At 30.4% G+C, this 17,532-nt stretch carries 16 protein-coding genes; 10 read left to right on the forward strand and 6 right to left on the reverse strand.

The features are described from left to right. Positions 1-382 precede the first annotated feature (382 nt). The 5 genes from HMPREF2663_RS05545 to phoU all read left to right on the forward strand — a co-directional run bounded on the left by HMPREF2663_RS05545 (position 383) and on the right by phoU (position 5,017). On the forward strand, positions 383-1,360 hold the full coding sequence (locus HMPREF2663_RS05545; RefSeq protein WP_002490009.1) for a PstS family phosphate ABC transporter substrate-binding protein: 978 nt from the start codon (positions 383-385) through the stop codon (positions 1,358-1,360). 206 nt (positions 1,361-1,566) lie between these two features. After that, the gene (gene pstC, locus HMPREF2663_RS05550) at positions 1,567-2,493 is read left to right on the forward strand and encodes a phosphate ABC transporter permease subunit PstC (protein ID WP_001830936.1); all 927 of its coding nucleotides are present in this window, start codon (positions 1,567-1,569) and stop codon (positions 2,491-2,493) included. Between the two features lies 1 nt (position 2,494). Then, positions 2,495-3,400 (forward strand): phosphate ABC transporter permease PstA, encoded by a 906-nt coding sequence (pstA, locus tag HMPREF2663_RS05555; RefSeq protein ID WP_002446400.1) that lies wholly within the window; start codon positions 2,495-2,497, stop codon positions 3,398-3,400. A gap of 87 nt (positions 3,401-3,487) precedes the next feature. Next, the gene (pstB, locus tag HMPREF2663_RS05560; protein ID WP_002476131.1) at positions 3,488-4,363 is read left to right on the forward strand and encodes a phosphate ABC transporter ATP-binding protein PstB; all 876 of its coding nucleotides are present in this window, start codon (positions 3,488-3,490) and stop codon (positions 4,361-4,363) included. Between the two features lie 6 nt (positions 4,364-4,369). Continuing rightward, a complete protein-coding gene (gene phoU / locus HMPREF2663_RS05565) occupies positions 4,370-5,017 on the forward strand; it encodes a phosphate signaling complex protein PhoU (protein ID WP_002446398.1) in 648 nt (215 codons plus the stop codon). 92 nt (positions 5,018-5,109) lie between these two features. Here phoU and pepF read toward each other — a convergent pair whose 3' ends face one another. Beyond that, the gene (gene pepF, locus HMPREF2663_RS05570; protein WP_002489979.1) at positions 5,110-6,921 is read right to left on the reverse strand and encodes an oligoendopeptidase F; all 1,812 of its coding nucleotides are present in this window, start codon (positions 6,919-6,921) and stop codon (positions 5,110-5,112) included. Positions 6,922-7,168: 247 nt separating this feature from the next. On the opposite strand from pepF, the gene HMPREF2663_RS05575 reads away from it, so the two are divergent. From HMPREF2663_RS05575 to HMPREF2663_RS05595, 5 genes are all read left to right on the forward strand, one after another. Next, complete coding sequence (locus HMPREF2663_RS05575; protein WP_070845941.1) at positions 7,169-7,507, forward strand: hypothetical protein; 339 nt, start codon at positions 7,169-7,171, stop codon at positions 7,505-7,507. 178 nt (positions 7,508-7,685) lie between these two features. Continuing rightward, entirely contained in the window at positions 7,686-8,687 is a 1,002-nt protein-coding gene (gene nikB, locus HMPREF2663_RS05580) for a nickel ABC transporter permease (protein ID WP_002499320.1), read from the forward strand. Continuing rightward, the gene (nikC, locus tag HMPREF2663_RS05585; protein ID WP_070845943.1) at positions 8,677-9,531 is read left to right on the forward strand and encodes a nickel transporter permease; all 855 of its coding nucleotides are present in this window, start codon (positions 8,677-8,679) and stop codon (positions 9,529-9,531) included. Before nikB ends, nikC begins: the two co-directional genes overlap by 11 nt. Next, positions 9,494-10,270: an ATP-binding cassette domain-containing protein gene (locus HMPREF2663_RS05590; protein WP_002487226.1), complete on the forward strand. Its 777-nt coding sequence runs from the start codon at positions 9,494-9,496 to the stop codon at positions 10,268-10,270. Before nikC ends, HMPREF2663_RS05590 begins: the two co-directional genes overlap by 38 nt. 2 nt (positions 10,271-10,272) lie before the next feature. After that, the gene (locus tag HMPREF2663_RS05595; protein ID WP_002446392.1) at positions 10,273-10,968 is read left to right on the forward strand and encodes an ABC transporter ATP-binding protein; all 696 of its coding nucleotides are present in this window, start codon (positions 10,273-10,275) and stop codon (positions 10,966-10,968) included. A 129-nt stretch (positions 10,969-11,097) separates the two neighbouring features. Here the strand turns inward: HMPREF2663_RS05595 and HMPREF2663_RS05600 are convergent, their stop codons facing one another. From HMPREF2663_RS05600 to HMPREF2663_RS05620, 5 genes are all read right to left on the reverse strand, one after another. Beyond that, positions 11,098-12,108, reverse strand: coding sequence for a siderophore ABC transporter substrate-binding protein (locus tag HMPREF2663_RS05600; protein ID WP_070845945.1), 1,011 nt, complete (start codon positions 12,106-12,108; stop codon positions 11,098-11,100). Between the two features lie 64 nt (positions 12,109-12,172). Further along, positions 12,173-12,937, reverse strand: a complete 765-nt coding sequence (locus HMPREF2663_RS05605) for an HAD-IIB family hydrolase (protein ID WP_002490503.1) — start codon at positions 12,935-12,937, stop codon at positions 12,173-12,175. A gap of 1,022 nt (positions 12,938-13,959) precedes the next feature. After that, positions 13,960-15,213: an aminoacyltransferase gene (locus tag HMPREF2663_RS05610; RefSeq protein WP_002475750.1), complete on the reverse strand. Its 1,254-nt coding sequence runs from the start codon at positions 15,211-15,213 to the stop codon at positions 13,960-13,962. A gap of 25 nt (positions 15,214-15,238) precedes the next feature. Then, on the reverse strand, positions 15,239-16,492 hold the full coding sequence (locus HMPREF2663_RS05615) for an aminoacyltransferase (protein WP_002457482.1): 1,254 nt from the start codon (positions 16,490-16,492) through the stop codon (positions 15,239-15,241). A gap of 272 nt (positions 16,493-16,764) precedes the next feature. After that, on the reverse strand, positions 16,765-17,424 hold the full coding sequence (locus HMPREF2663_RS05620) for a type 1 glutamine amidotransferase domain-containing protein (RefSeq protein ID WP_002446387.1): 660 nt from the start codon (positions 17,422-17,424) through the stop codon (positions 16,765-16,767). Positions 17,425-17,532: the final 108 nt, after the last annotated feature.

Below are 17,532 nucleotides of genomic sequence, written 5' to 3' on the forward strand. Positions count from 1 at the left end.
TTTTTACGTTTAACACTTATTTTAAAATCCTAAATGATATATATTTTAAAGTGCTTCATTTAAAGAACTAAATCATTTCGTTAACGTAATTAATTAAAGAAATAATATGACCTTAAAGGACCAGATTAGATACAATTTATTAAAATTCTCTCTCCACTATAATAATCCCCAATGTCTCATCTATTCATTCAATCAAGTATTTTTATTCTTTTTAAAACTATGTTAGCAAATTAAATTTTAATACACGTTACATTAATTCAAATCTCATTCTTAACAAAAAATTTACAATAACTCTATTTTGATTTAATAAAAGATATGTAACATGAGAACTGTAAGAAATACATATACCATTATAGGTTATTTACATTAGGAGGATGTTTCAATGAAAAAGTGGCAATTAGTCGGTACTACTGTATTAGGTGCTTCGGTTTTACTTGGCGCTTGTGGCGGAAATAATGGAGGTTCAGGAGACGGCAAAGATCTTAAAGGTTCTGCTAAAGGTGAAGGATCGTCTACAGTAGCTCCTATCGTTGAAAAATTAAACGAAAAATGGGCTAAAGATCATAAAGACGCTAAAATTTCTTCAGGTCAAGCTGGTACAGGTGCTGGTTTCCAAAAATTCATTGCTGGCGAAACTGATTTCTCAGACGCTTCAAGACCTATTAAAGACGAAGAAAAGAAAAAATTAGAAGATAAAGGGATTAAATATCACGAATTCAAAATTGCACAAGATGGTGTAACAATTGCAGTTAATAAAGATAACGACTTTGTTAAAGAATTAACTAAATCACAATTAAAAGATATTTACTCTGGAAAAGCTAAAACATGGAAAGACGTTAACTCTAGTTGGCCAGATAAAAAAATCAATGCTGTTTCACCTAACTCAAGTCATGGTACTTACGACTTCTTTGAAGAAGAAGTTATGGATAAACAAGATATCAAAGCTGAGAAGAATGCTGATACTAACGCGATTGTATCTTCAGTAACTAAAAACAAAGAAGGTATCGGTTACTTCGGTTATAATTTCTACGAACAAAATAAAGATAAATTAAAAGAAGTTAAAATCAAAGATGACAATGGCAAAGTTACAGAACCAACTAAGAAAACAATTCAAAACGGTTCATACGCACTAAGCAGACCATTATTTATCTATGCTAAAGACAAATCATTAAAAGACAATAAAGTAATGTCAGAATTCATGAAATTTGTACTTGAAGATGAAGGTCAAGCAGCTGAAGACGCTGGTTATGTAGCTTCACCTAAGAAAACTTATAAATCTCAATTAGATGACTTAAAAGATTTTTTAGATAAACATCAAAAGTCTGATAAGAAAGACGACAAAAAATCAGAAGATAAATAATGAATACTAAGGTAATAAACACCTAGGGTTGGGAATTTTTGAAAGGGTATCAGGCAAAGTGGTCAATGTGCCACTTTGTCGAACCCTTTTCAGCTTTGCAGATAATGAGTAAATATTCTAATAAATATGAATAAACTCATTTTCTCATAAAAGCAATTCCCACTCTTTTTTTAAATTATTTTGGGAGATAAGAGAGAGGGTTTTACATGGCTTCACAAACAAAGGTGAGAGAAATGATAGCTAAGAATAATGCTAAAAAGGGCGGACTAAGTGATAAAATTGTCCCAATTATTTTAGCTATTATTTCAGCTATATCTATATTAACTACAATTGCTATTTTATTTACACTTTTAACTGAGACGATTACGTTCTTCACACGAGTACCATTATCTAAATTCTTTTTATCTGGTACCTGGAACCCAACTGGTTCATCGCCAGAATTTGGAATTTGGGCACTCATCATTGGCACATTGAAAATTACTGTTATTGCTACAATCGTGGCAGTTCCAATTGGTTTAGGTGCAGCTATTTACCTTAATGAATATGCATCTGATCGTTCACGTAGAATCATTAAACCAATATTAGAAATTTTGGCTGGGATTCCTACAATTGTATTTGGTTTCTTTGCTTTAACATTTGTTACACCTATATTAAGGAATCTAATTCCTAACTTAGGAGAGTTTAATTCAATCAGTCCTGGTATTGTTGTGGGTATAATGATCGTCCCTATGATTACAAGTATGAGTGAAGATGCGATGTCATCTGTACCTGATAAAATTCGTGAAGGTGCATTTGGATTAGGCGCAACTAAATTTGAAGTCGCTACAAAAGTTGTATTACCGGCGGCGACATCAGGCGTTGTTGCTTCAATTGTATTAGGTATATCAAGAGCAATAGGGGAAACAATGATCGTTTCTTTAGCTGCTGGTAGTTCACCAACATCATCTCTAAGTTTAACAAGTTCAATTCAAACGATGACAGGATATATTGTTGAAATTGCTACAGGTGATGCAGCATTTGGTTCTGATATTTACTATAGTATTTACGCTGTAGGATTTACACTTTTCATTTTCACTTTAATTATGAATTTATTATCACAATGGATCTCTAAACGATTCAGAGAGGAGTATTAATATGTCTACAAATTCAAATACTGCTAATAAAACATTGATTGATAAAGATGCCGTAGAAAAAAATATTTCTTCTCGTGATAAGAAAAACTCGGTAAACAAATGGTTATTTTTATTATGTACATTAATAGGGCTCATTGTTTTAGTAGCACTATTAATTCAAACCTTCGTTAAAGGGGCGGGACATCTAACTCCCGAATTTTTCACTAATTTTTCATCTTCAACACCAGCAGATGCTGGTATTAAAGGGGCATTAGTAGGTTCCATTTGGTTAATCTTAAGTATTATTCCAATTAGCATCATTTTAGGAATAGGTACAGCCATTTATTTAGAAGAATACGCAAGAGACAATATTTTCACACAAATCGTAAAAGTGAGTATATCTAATTTAGCTGGTGTTCCTTCAATTGTGTTCGGTTTACTAGGTTATACATTGTTTGTGGGCGCGGCAGGTTTAGGTAATAGCGTGTTAGCAGCTGCTCTTACAATGTCACTACTAATCTTGCCTGTTATTATCGTTGCTAGTCAAGAAGCTATCAGAGCAGTTCCTAGTTCAGTCAGAGAAGCATCATATGGTCTTGGTGCTAATAAATGGCAAACAATTAGAAGAGTTGTTTTACCGGCAGCATTACCTGGTATTTTAACAGGTTTCATTTTATCTTTATCACGCGCATTAGGAGAAACAGCACCACTTGTAATGATAGGTATACCAACGATACTTTTAGCAACACCAAGTGGATTACTCGACCAATTCTCTGCGTTACCAACTCAAATTTATACATGGGCAAAAATGCCACAAGCAGAATTCCAAAACGTTGCATCAGCAGGCATTATCGTTCTACTCGTTATCTTATTATTGATGAACGCTATAGCGATACTTCTACGTAATAAATTTAGTAAAAAATTCTAATCGAACTTATAAGGGAAATGCATTTTTATAAATAAACGTTATTGACCTATATCATCTAGGTCTCAAGATATAAAGGAGTTTTTAATTATGGTTAATTCACAAGTAGCAGACAAAGAGAAATTAGACGCACAAACAAATAATCAAGACTCAGTTGCCACAATAGTTACTACTGAAAACAATAAGAAAAATACAATTCCAGACAGTGAAAAGAAGATTGTTTATTCAACTCAAAATCTAGATTTATGGTATGGAGAAAATCATGCTTTACAAAACATTAATTTAGATATATTGGAAAATAATGTGACTGCAATAATCGGACCATCTGGATGTGGTAAATCTACATACATCAAAGCTTTAAATAGAATGGTCGAATTAGTTCCATCTGTGAAAACTGCAGGCAAAATTTTGTATCGTGACCAAAATATATTTGATGCAAAGTATTCTAAAGAGAAGCTACGTACTAACGTTGGAATGGTTTTTCAACAACCTAACCCATTCCCTAAATCAATTTATGATAATATTACTTATGGTCCTAAGACTCACGGTATTAAAAACAAAAAAATTCTAGATGAAATCGTAGAAAAATCATTACGTGGCGCTGCAATATGGGATGAATTAAAAGATAGATTGCATACAAATGCTTATGGATTATCAGGTGGACAACAACAACGTGTTTGTATAGCTAGATGTTTAGCAATTGAACCAGATGTCATTTTAATGGATGAACCTACGTCAGCATTAGATCCTATTTCTACATTAAGAGTTGAAGAACTTGTACAAGAATTAAAAGAAAATTACTCAATTATTATGGTTACACACAACATGCAACAAGCTGCGCGTGTTTCAGATAAAACTGCTTTCTTCTTAAATGGATATGTCAATGAATATGATGATACTGATAAAATCTTTTCAAATCCTGCAGACAAACAAACTGAAGATTATATATCTGGTCGTTTTGGATAAGATGCAATGGCAATTATTAGACAAAAATATGAAGGTCAGCTAGATGGATTAATTAAAGATTTACGGCGTCTTGGTCTTCGTGTATATTTTAATATTAACAATGCACTAGTGTCTTTAGGGGAAGAAAAGAAATCATTCGCAAGACAAACCATTGAGAAAGACAAGGAAATTAACCATTTAGATCATGAAATTAACGAGAAGGTAATCATGCTAATTACTAGACAACAACCTATTGCCACAGATTTACGTATGATGATGGCAGCACTCAAAATCTCTACAGATTTTGAACGAATGGGAGATAATGCCGCTAGTATTGCTCATATACGTTTAAGAGTTAAAATAAATGATAACTATGTGTTTACACGTTTAAAAACCATGGGTAAATTAGCGATGCTCATGTTAGAAGATTTGAATAACGCTATTAGAAACAAAGATTTACCACTGATAAAAGAAGTCATTGAAAGAGATGAAGATATTGATGATTTATACGTTAACATCGTCAATACCAGTTACTTAATCGATAATGACCCATTCGTAGCTGGTCAAGCACACTTAGCGGCTAGACACTTAGAACGAATAGGTGATCATATAAGCAATATTGCTGAAAGTGTTTATTATTATTTAACAGGTCAACATTTTGAAACTTTTGATTAAATTATCAAATCCTATTGTATTTCTATAATGAGCAACCCCACCTGAATTCTATGCCACAGTTTCAGGTGGGGTTTGATATTTTGCTTTAACCTTTATGAATTTTCTTCTATTTGATATGTTAATACTTCTAATTCATCTACTAAATTTGAAATATAGTTAATTGTCTCTTTTAAAGGGGCGTCAGTCGTAATATCGACGCCAGCTATTTGCGCCAATTCAATTGGAGATTGACTACCACCAGCTTGTAGTGTTTTTAACCAACGATCAACAGCCGGTTGACCTTCATTCTTGATACATTGTGATACAACTGTACCTATTGTCAATCCAGCAGAGTAAGTATATGAGTACAATCCCATATAGTAATGTGGTTGTCTCATCCATGTTAATTCAACCCCATCAGTCATTTCAACAGTGTCACCGAAAAATGCTTTATATGTGTTCAACATTATTTCATTTAGAAGTGGGGCAGTTAATGATTCTCCATTGTCGACGCGGCGGTACACTTCACGTTGATACGCTGCTTCTAAAAGGTGAGTAACCATATTGTGATAATAAGTTCGAGATAAAATCGAACCAATAACCCAACGTTTAAATCGAGGATCATTACTAGTATTAAATAAATAATTTGCCATCAACATTTCATTCATTGTGGAAGGTGCTTCTACAAAGTACATAGACGCTTCAGATTCCAGCAAATTTTGATGTTTCTGCGCTAATGTAAAATGACCTGCATGTCCTAATTCATGTGCAAGAACGAATGTTTCAGCCATTTTCCCAGTCCATGAAATAAATACATATGAATGTGTAACGTATGGACTTGCGCAATATGCTCCAGTATCTTTTCCTTTATTCTGAGCAAAATCAATCCAGCGGTAATCATAGGCAGACTTTAACATTTTCACATAATCATCACCAAGTACATTGAGCGCTCCATAAATGTATTTTTTCGATTCTTCAATTGATATTTCTGGTTCAAAGTTAGGGTCTATTGAAATTTTTAAATCCTCAAATCGCATTTTATCCAGGTTATGTACACGTTGAATAATCTCTGCATACTTTTGCATAACTGGGGCTAAATCACTCATAATGACATCAATTTGTCTATCGAACATATCTTTTGTTACTTCTTGATCTTGTAGAAGATAATCAATAACAGAATCATATCCTCGTAAATCCGCTTCAATCTTTTCTTGTTGGACTTGCATATTATATGTTGCAGCCGTCGTATGTTGATATTGTCTTAATGCATCGCTAAAAGCTCTAAAACTTTTACGTCTAAATTCAGGAGATGGATGATCTTCGTATTCATTTTCAAAAGTTGCATAATCCAATGGATAGGTAACACCCTCATAATCAAACGATTCAAAATTAATATCCAAACTTTTTGTAGTACCGTATAATTCAAACGGACTTCTCAATGTTGGTGTTAATGTAGCTAATACTTTTTCAACATCAGCAGATAATTGATATGGCTTACGATCTTGAAGTTGTTTAATAAAATGTGGGTATTTGGTTTGAGACCTTAATTCACTTATTATCTCATCAGATAACTCCAAAATTTCGGAATCTACAAAAGATAATAAACTAGCAATTTTTCCAGAAGTCGTATTAAGTTTTGCGTTAACTTTTTGTGCTTCTTCATTAGACGTATCAACGCTTAATCTAAGTTCTGGATAATTATATAAACGATCTATTTCTATAAGTATCCTTTCATATTCATCTAATGCCTTTTCTATTGTTTCTATGTTATTAAGTTTTTGATAATATGTATGATTAAAATCTAAAGACATTTGTACTACTTGTTCCAATGTTTGATAGAATGCTTGATCACTTGTAAATAAATCTTTCAAATCCCAAGTTTCTCTTACCGGAATCTCTTCTCTCAAAGGTAAACCTTCACTCATTTTTGACACTCCTTTATAAATCATTTAATGACATTATACTAAAATTCAATAACAATCTCACAAAGGACGCCTAAACAGATGTTATGTAACATTTAGTAATGTTATAATTAGTATAATCATGTTATAAGTATTAACATAATCTTGTTAAATAAATAATGTTAAAAAATGATTACTTCTTAAGTCTGAATGATATTATATTAATAAGTTGTATAATAGTAAGTAAACTTTACTTATAGGAGCACGTGCAATGACAATATTTGATATGCCAAACTATTTGTGGATTACCATTCTTGGTATGATTTTATTAACTGTATTTTACACACTTGTATTAAATAAATGGTTTCAATCTGCAATCATTACTTTTGTAATTTTAGCAGTACTTGCCTTTTTTATACCAAATTTTCAAAGCATTTCGTATCAACCACTGCTTGGATATGCGGGATTCTTAGGCATAATGAGCTTAATTATAAGCTTTCTTATTTGGTATTTCTCTAGAAACTGGAGAAAAAATCGTAGAAAAATAAAATTGGAAAAAGAGATTCGCAAATATGATGATGAAGAGTCACTTCGTCGTCATCATAAATAACAACTTTTCAACTTTGCTATCATCTTATCTTAAGCAAAGTTGTTTTTTATTTCTTTTTTTATCTCTTTTATTATTAATTAAAAAAAGTCATACTATAATAGATGTTGATGAAAACAATTTAATGAAATTTATTATTTAATATTTTTCCTATTCGTTGAAAGTGAAAGGATGCTAATATATGTTTAAAATGATAATTTATAAACTTTCACAAATGATTGTCGTACTATTTATATTAACTACAATCACATTTATATTAATGAAACTCTCTCCAGGTAATCCTGTAGACAAAATATTACATCTTGATATTTCACATGTATCTCATGAGCAAATAGAAACAACAAAGAATAAGCTTGGCTTAAATGATTCTATTTTTATTCAATGGTTGCACTGGTTAAATCAATTGTTTCATTTTGATTTAGGAACAAGTTATCAAACAAATGAGCCTGTAATCAGAGAAATAGCAAATTATCTTGGTCCTACACTTATAATTACTTTTGGTACGCTTATAATGTCGTTAGTTATTTCTATACCATTAGGGATTATAGCAGCGATTTACTATCATAAAATTTGGGATAGGATAATTCGTGTTATGACATCATTATCCGTAAGCCTACCATCATTTTTTATTGGTCTTATTTTATTATATATATTTAGCTTAAAATTGAATGTTTTGCCAACGTCAGATGAGGGGCGTTTCGCTTCATATATTTTACCAATAATTACCATGAGTATTGGAATGTGTGCTTATTATATTCGATTTATTCGTTCTACTTTATTAGATCAATATCAAACACCTATAGTTGAATCGTCTCGTCTCAGAGGTATGCCCGAAAGATATATACTTTTTCAAGATATCCTAAAACCTACGATACTGCCAATCATACCTCTATTAGGTTTATCCATTGGGAGTTTGATAGGTGGCACAGTAGTCATTGAAAATTTATTTGATATTCCTGGGTTAGGCTATTTTTTAGTTGATAGTATAAAGTCGAGAGATTATCCAGTCATTCAAGGTTGTGTATTATTTATTGGTTTCTTTGTTGTGATTATAAACACAATTGCAGATTTACTTTCATTACTCATCGATCCTAAACAACGTTATACTATTACTCAAAAAGAAACATTAAAGTTTAAATGGTTAAATTCACATAAAAAAGAAGGTCGTAACGATGAAGTTTAAGTCGCCAAAGAAAAACACTATATTTATCATTTTTACGGTCTATATTATATGTCTTATTGTATTGCAATTTATAGTCAATGATAAAGCTGCGTATCAGGTCCATTTGTCAAACTCATTTGAACCTATAAGTATGAATCATTTACTTGGCACAGATGATTACGGACGTGATTTATTCAGTCGTTTAGTCGTGGGCTCTCGCGCAACATTGTTTGTTACACTACTTACTTTAATGTTCACTGTTGTGGTTGGAGTACCTTTAGGGTTACTTGCAGGCTATAAAAAAGGTTGGGTTGATACGATTATCATGCGAATTATTGATATAGGATTAAGCATACCAGAATTCGTTATTATGATTGCCTTAGCAAGTTTTTTTAATCCTAGTCTTTGGAATTTGGTAATAGCTATTACAATCATAAAATGGATGAATTATACTCGCGTGACAAGAGGGATTGTCAATACCGAAATGAATCAATCGTATATACAGATGGCACAATGTTTTAATGTCTCAACTTTGAATATCTTATTTAAACACTTATTACCAAAAGTTTTACCATCTATATTTGTTATTATGATAGTTGATTTTGGAAAAATCATTTTATACATTAGTTCATTATCATTTTTAGGTTTAGGTGCACAACCACCATCTCCAGAGTGGGGAGCAATGTTACAAGCAGGGCGTGAATTTATTACTTCACATCCTATCATGATTATCGCTCCAGCATCTTTGATATCAGGTACAATATTGATATTTAATTTAACTGGTGATGCAGTAAGAGATCGTTTATTAGAACAAAGAGGTGTACAAGTTGAAACTTTTAACAATAAAAAATCTAAACATCAGTGATAAAGAAGGGCAAGCAATTATTAAAAATGTCGACTTAAATATATATCATCAATCTCTAAATGTCATTATAGGTGAAAGTGGTGCTGGAAAAAGTTTGACTGTTAAAGCAATATTAAATCATTTACCTACTCAGTTACATATGAGTTTCGATGAATTTAAAATGCAAGGTCAAAATACTTCTGGTATCAAGCAACTTTTAGGTAAACATATCGGCTATATCTCTCAAAATTATGCTCAAAGTTTTAATGAATATACTCGGTTAGATAAACAACTTATAGCTATCTATCGTTATCATTTTAATGTTTCTAAGGATAATGCATTGAAAAAGATAAAAAAAGCTTTAACTTGGGTTAACTTAAATGATGAATCAATCATTAATAAATATAGTTTCCAACTTTCAGGGGGACAATTAGAGCGAGTTAATATTGCTAGCGTTTTAATGTTAGATCCAGAATTAATTATTGCAGATGAACCTGTTGCATCTTTAGATGTAGTGAACGGTCATCAAATAATGCAACTCCTTCAACATATTGTTAAAGATCATCATAATACTGTATTACTCATCACTCATAACATGAATCATGTCCTCAAATATGCTGATTATTTTAATGTAATGAAAAATGGCATGATGATTGAATCCGGAGAAATAGACAAATTATTTAATCACCACCATCTTCATCGGTATACAGAACAATTATTAAACTATAGAAGCAAGCTGCAAAAGGAGGATAATATCTAATTATGATTCAATTTGATCATGTAGATTATTCGTATCATCGAAAACAGCCTGTTTTAAAAGATATTAATATAAGTATTCAACGTGGAGAAAAAATAGGGATTTTAGGAGAAAGCGGTGCTGGAAAAAGTACCATTGGTTCTTTAATATTAGGTCAATTAAAGCCAACAAAAGGTAAAATAATTATCAATTCTTCTAAGGTTCTTCCTATTTTTCAGCATGCGACAGAAAGTTTTGATCGTCAATTCACGATTGAACAGTCATTGAGAGAGCCACTTTTATTTTATCGACAATTAAAACCACAAAATATCAAAAATATCATTCTTAACTATTTAATTGAATTTAATTTGTCTACAGATCTAATAACAAAGTTTCCTCAAGAGGTAAGTGGTGGGCAACTACAAAGATTAAATATTATTCGTTCTCTCTTAGCACAACCAGATATATTAGTTTGTGATGAAATAACTTCGAACTTAGACGTCATGGCCGAACAAAATGTAATCAATATTTTACTTAATGAAAAAAACATTGAAAATAAAACATTAATTGTCATCTCGCATGATTTATCTGTTTTACAAAGGTTAACGAATAGGATAATAGTTATCAAAGACGGTCAAATAGTAGATGAATTTAAAAGTAAAGATTTATTTAACCATCAAAGACATCCATATACAAAACTATTAATTCAAACGTATGAATAATGAATATAGTCATTTAAATGATTAAGATATTTTTATTCACATAATAACCCCCAAAAGTTGGAATTAAAATCTAACTTTTGGGGGTTATTAGTTAATCATTTGAGTAAATTTTACCGCTATATAATCATTTTACTTTTGGAATGCATCTTTAATTCTCTTGAGTTGTTCAATCGTTAATTGATTGCCACCTTCACCAAAGTACCATGCATTGGATTCAAATTGATAAACTTGATGATTTTTTATAGCTTTTACATTTTCAATAACTTTATTTTGTAAGATGCTTGGTTCCTTATTATCAGTGCCATTCTTCGTTCGATCTATTACAAATATTTTATCAGGGTTAACTTTGTTAAGATATTCATAATTAATATTATTTCCAGCTGAATTATCTTTCATGTTTTTATCAACATGTTTAATGCCCAAATCTTTGTTTAAAAATCCTCCAAAGCGACCATTTGAACTAAATGCTTTTATCCCTTTATCATCAACAACTAGGAATAATACTGAGTCATGATTAATACTTTTCTTAGTTTCAGTTACTTGTTGTTCTAATTTTTTATTTAAATCATTGGCTTCATTCTCTTTATTGAATATTTTACCAATTGTTGATGTATGAGATTTTATTGAACTTAAATAATGATCATTGTCTGGACTTACGAATAGAATTTTAGCATTAGGTGCTGCTTTTTTCATTTCGTCAATTGTCTTAGTATGGGCTTGTCTAAAAGATGCTAGAATGAGCTCTGGTTTAGATTTAGCTAATTGATCAAAATTTGGTCGACCTGGGTTACCTAAATTAGAATATTTATCATCTTTAAACTCAGCTAAAGAGGAAGGTAAGAATGCATTTCCTTGACCTTTTGCAATTGAAACAATCTTATTTTGTAATCCTAATTGTTTCATTACATCTAGTGCACCATAATCAAGAACTGCTACACGATGGGGATTATAAGGCACCTTAACAGTGTCAGTTTTCGTTTCACCACGATGATGTGTATTATTCTTGTCCTTAAATTCATATGTATTTTTAATAGTCACTGTTTTTTTTGAATCATAACTATTACCTGATTTATCATTTCCGCATGCTGTTAATGCTATTGCATAAATAATAATAGATATTAATGTTAATAATTTTTTCATAGTAATCCTCCTATCAATGATTATAATCGATATTGATAATCATTTTCAATAAGAAGATTGTTAGTTATAGATATTTATCTAAAACTTCACATATTGCATGTATTGTATCATCAATAACTGTAATATTTTGATTTTTAAAAAATAATGTGTGTTCTATAAATTGATTAGTCACAAAATAACCTTGGCTCGCATGTTCAAGCATATGAACATCATTGTGATCATTACCAAAAGCGATATAATCACTATTAGTTCCTAAAACATATTGAATAGTAGTATACTTATCAACGCCACGTGCCGTTACATCAATATAGGACTCACTGTAATGACGAATTAATTCAATACCGTGAGACTGACTTACTAATTGATGAGCAATCATGTCAAAATTTTTGTTATCTATATTTAATAGAATTGCTTTTATAGGATTTCGAATCTCATCCATATCTAGAGATTGTGCTTTACCATCAGGATCAATACGTTGATACAGTTCATTATTAGTATCCAAATTTGAAGCATAATTAAATTTATCATCAATGATGTATGATAATTGATATTTCTTTATAAGCTTTTTAATTAGACTAATATCATGCTCATTGATTACCGAAACAATTTCGATTTGTCCATTTTTAGATATAATTGAGCCATTACCACCAATCAAGGTATCATCCGCAAATTCAGGAATGACTGGAAGCAAGTCTCTAATGGGACGTGCTGAAGCAAACATTACATTGTGATTAGCTTGACGTAGCTTGAAAAGTCTTTGCTTAATAGATGGATCAATAGAACATCCATCAAAACAAATCGTACCATCAATATCAAAAATAAAATTCATTATTAGTCACTCCAAAAATTAGAATGATTTAATTATAGCATATGAGTATGAACTCAAATTTAAATATTTTGATTTAAATTGTATAAACTTGAAACTTGGCATTCCAACTTGTTAGTCTCTATAGATTAACAAGTATAGATTGCTATAATAATCTCAACTAAAAAGCAAATAAGTGGAAACTTTATAGATAATAAATATAGATGCCATTTAGATATACCAATAAATTGAGTGAGGGGCTTTTATGGTGGTACACACAACTTCCTATAATATATATTATGTAAACTAAAATAAAAAATTAAGATTCTTAGCCATATAGATGAACATATGCTTCATTTATGTTGTTATATATACTATATATTTTTTTATTTGGCAGTTTTTACATGTGTTAAAAGTTATTGTATTGATCAAGAGTTATTTATTCATTAAAGACTTAAATATTTATTTCTTTGCATTTACAAGAAATGTTTCTTTAAATAACATCATTAATAATTAACAACGTAATACACAATAGCATTACGTTGTTAATTTATCACGTTTGAATGCAATTAAGTAGTATGATAATAAATTATATACGTTACAACTACTTAGCAATATAATTGCTATAATCATGAATATTCATTTTTATATTTAGATAAATCACCAAAAATCTTTTGTTACAACACCCAAATTCACAACTACAAATTATAATATAAGGGAATTATAAATATTATTATTAAATAGTAGTATAATTATACCTTTAGTTTACATAACATTTTTATATTCTTCTCATTCTACTAATAGAACTACATTTAAAATAATTTAGTATTACAAACTTATAATTTGAATATAAAAAATATATTGGTGAGTATTATTGTATAGTTCGAATAATATGCTATGATTAAATATGTAGGGAACAACACGAATTTACATCCTAGACTTAAACATCCTACGCCGAGTGCTTTAGAGTACATAACCCTTCTCTAAAGCTAAACGAGCAGATTGGATATCTCAATCTGCTCGTCATCTTCTTGTATCATTTATTTTTACTTTTTCAGTTTATTACGTATGCGGTCTAATGTATTGAATAACCAATATTTCACTTTATTGATTGGTTTATAGAAATCACCGATTAATTCCTCAATCTTAACATTAAAACCTCTCTTAAAGCGATAAACACCATAGTCTTCACTGTTTTCAGTAAAATCACCTGATAAGCCATAGAAATTGTATCTATCATAGCCGTTATCAAAACAATAATTAATCATGTGCCAATGCATTGCATATGGTCCCATATATTGATTATATTTTTCTGAAGACCCTCCAGAGAAATAGTTCACTTCATATGCATTAGCAAAGTATACTCCTGACGCTAAATTTAAAATTTCGCCATCTGTTTGACGTAATTCACTAGCTTGAAGTAATTCTTTTTTATCGTGATCAATTTGTTTATCTAACTCAGCGATTTTCTTTAACTGTTTATCTGTTTTATTTTCTTTCGCCATCATATCATCACGTCGATTTTCTTTATCATTTAGTGATTCTTGCAAATGTTGTATATATTCACTTAAATCTATGTAAGCTAAAGGAACTAATACTTTATCGCCATAATGCTCTATAAAGTTATAGAAATAATCGTCAGTTTTAGAAGCAAATCCAGTTCTAGCTTCAGTCTCTCGGTATAAGTCTAAGAATAAATCAAATTCATCCTTACTAAGAAATCTAACTTTCACACCGTAGTTTATCGCTTTATTAATATTTCGTTTTCTTTGACTATCAAACTCTTTCCTTAGAGATGCAGGAGTTTTGCCCTCTAAATCTAATACCCCCATCCATCTAACTTGGCTGGAAGAATCATATTGGGTTGTAAATCCATGATGATCATAACCATGTGATTTAAATAGATTTACTAAAGCATCATTTTTTTCTGTTAAAGGATTAATATCCTTATCATAAACTTGATACAACCAGTAAGGATCTAATTTTACATATAAGCATTGATGTTGATGTAAATATTTATCAAGCTCTTTTAAATAAAAATCCACTAAACCTAAATCTGAATAGTCCATTACAGGGCCTCTATTGGAATAATACACATAACTGCCCATTGTAGGGATTTTAGAAAACAGGCTAGCTGCTATCACTCTATTGTCGTCGTCTTTTACACCTAATAACACTACTTGAAACCCATCTGATTCACGTGTAGCAATATTTTCCTTCACTTGGAAATAATGACTTTCTAATGATGGATTTTGTACAAAGTTTTCAAATTCTTTAACTGTTAACTCTGTAAATTTCATAATTAGATAATTCCCTTCTTAAAATCTATTTCTTTAGTTTTTTAAGTGTTCTATAAATGTTATACATTGGTTTATTAATAGGTTTAATAAAGTCACCAACGTATTCTATAACATCGGCATCATAGCCCTTTTTAAACTTAACTACGCCAGCATCTTCGGCATCTTCACTAAAGTCACCACTAATACCATAGAAATTATACCGATCAATACCATGTTCAATTGCATAGTTAATCATCTTCCATTGAACCGCATAGCTCCCTGCAAAATGGCGATAACGATTTGAAGTTCCACCAGCGTAGTAAACTACTTCAAACGGATTGATTATAAAGAAGCCAGCAGAGATGGGTAATTCATTGCCATGTTCTTGTTTTAAGTTTTTGGCTTCATTAATTTTTTGCTGGTTTGCATCAAGTTGTTGTTCTAAATTTTCTTTTTTGTTATGTGCTTTTTTATTCTCTGGACGCTTCTCAATGTCTTTTAAAGCTTTATTATAATCTTTATTAAGCACATTTCTTTCATTATTTAGTTCCTCTATATACTCATCAAAGTTAATATAGGCTAGTGGTACTAAAACACGGTCTTTATAGTGTTTGAATCTGTTGTAATAAAAACTATCATCTCTATCTGCAAAATCTTTAGTTTCAGAGGTATCCTCCATAAATGACCTAAATATAGGTAATTCTTCTTCAGATAAAAAGCGGACTTTAACTCCATTTTTCTTAACTTTTTTAGTATTACGCTTTCTTAAACCATCCATGTTTTTTAAAACATCATTAGCACTTTTGTTTGCTAAATTTAGAACAGAATGATATCGGATTTGTAATACAGGATCAAATCCTTTATGGAATCCTTCGTGTTTATATCCTAAACTCTCTAATTCATCAAAAATCCAATCATGACCTGCATTTCCAGTTATTTCTCCCTCATGATTTAAATATTGATATGGAAGGTATGGGTCAACTCTTAAATATAAACAATTATATTTTTTTACATATTTACTCAATTCATTAAAGAAAAAATGTACAAGCTCTTTATTATTATAATCTATTACTGGACCGCGATTGGAATAGAAATATTTAAATATTTTCATTACAGGAACAGCTGTTAATAAACAAGCTGCAATCACTTCGTTATCATTATTTTTAATTCCAACTAAATGTGACTCGGTACCTTCAGCAACCTTTAATTCGTAATTACCTTCCATTTGTGTAAAATGGCTATATGTCATACGATCAGTAAAGTCACTAAATTCTTTAGCTGTCAAATTCGTAAACTTCATCTTCATAACTCCCATTTATATCTTTATATCTATTTCTTTTTATTTTTAGAAAAATAGGTCGTTTTACTTCACCTTTTATATTTAACATTCGGTTCATTTAATACTATTTATATTTCTAATCTAAACAAGTATACAATAGTTGTAGTGAAAACTAAAATATTATCCTGCAAAACTTATATGTAAAATTAAAAGTTAAATCTCGTTTATTCTGTTTATGTATAAAATAATATGGGCTAAACAGTAATGTCGCCCATATCACTAATTATTTACTATTATTTTAATTCATTTGCAAGTGCTTTACCAATTTCTTCACTTGATTGGGGATTTTGTCCAGTGATAAATTGCCCATCTTTTTCTACGTGAGATGTAAAGTCATCTTTCACTACAAAATTTGCACCTTGCTCTTCTAATTTAGATTGAGTTAAAAATGGCACTTTATTTTCAAATCCCATTGCTTTTTCTTCACTATCAGTAAATGAAGTTATTTTGACACCATCTACTAGATAGTCATTATTTGCATCTTTTACACCTACAAACGCACTAGGTCCATGACATACTGAAGAGATGACTTTATTACTATTTTTAAATTGAAGTAAAATATCAGCTAATTTCTCATTATTGGCAAAATCGTATACAGTACCATGTCCACCTGGTAGATAAATAGCGTCATACTCATCTGCATTTACATTTTCGATACTAGGTGTATCGTTTAAGTGTGACACGAATTTAGCATACTGATTAAGTGATTCATTAGAAACAGAATTTGGATCAAGATTTACTTTTCCACCTTTAATAGATATAACATCAACATTGATACCTTCTTCAGTCAATATATTATATGGTGCTCCTGCTTCTTCTAACCATAATCCAGTTTCTGTACCATCTGTAAATTGACTTGTACTTGTTAAAACAAATAAAACTTTTTTACTCATGAATATATACACCTCTTCAAATTAATTGTAATTAATATTTACCCACATTAGTAGTAGATTATTCAATTAGGATCATTTAATTTTTTGAAGTTACTATTAGCATAATAG

This window comes from Staphylococcus sp. HMSC077D08 (genome assembly GCF_001837945.1).
Lineage (GTDB): Bacteria > Bacillota > Bacilli > Staphylococcales > Staphylococcaceae > Staphylococcus > Staphylococcus epidermidis.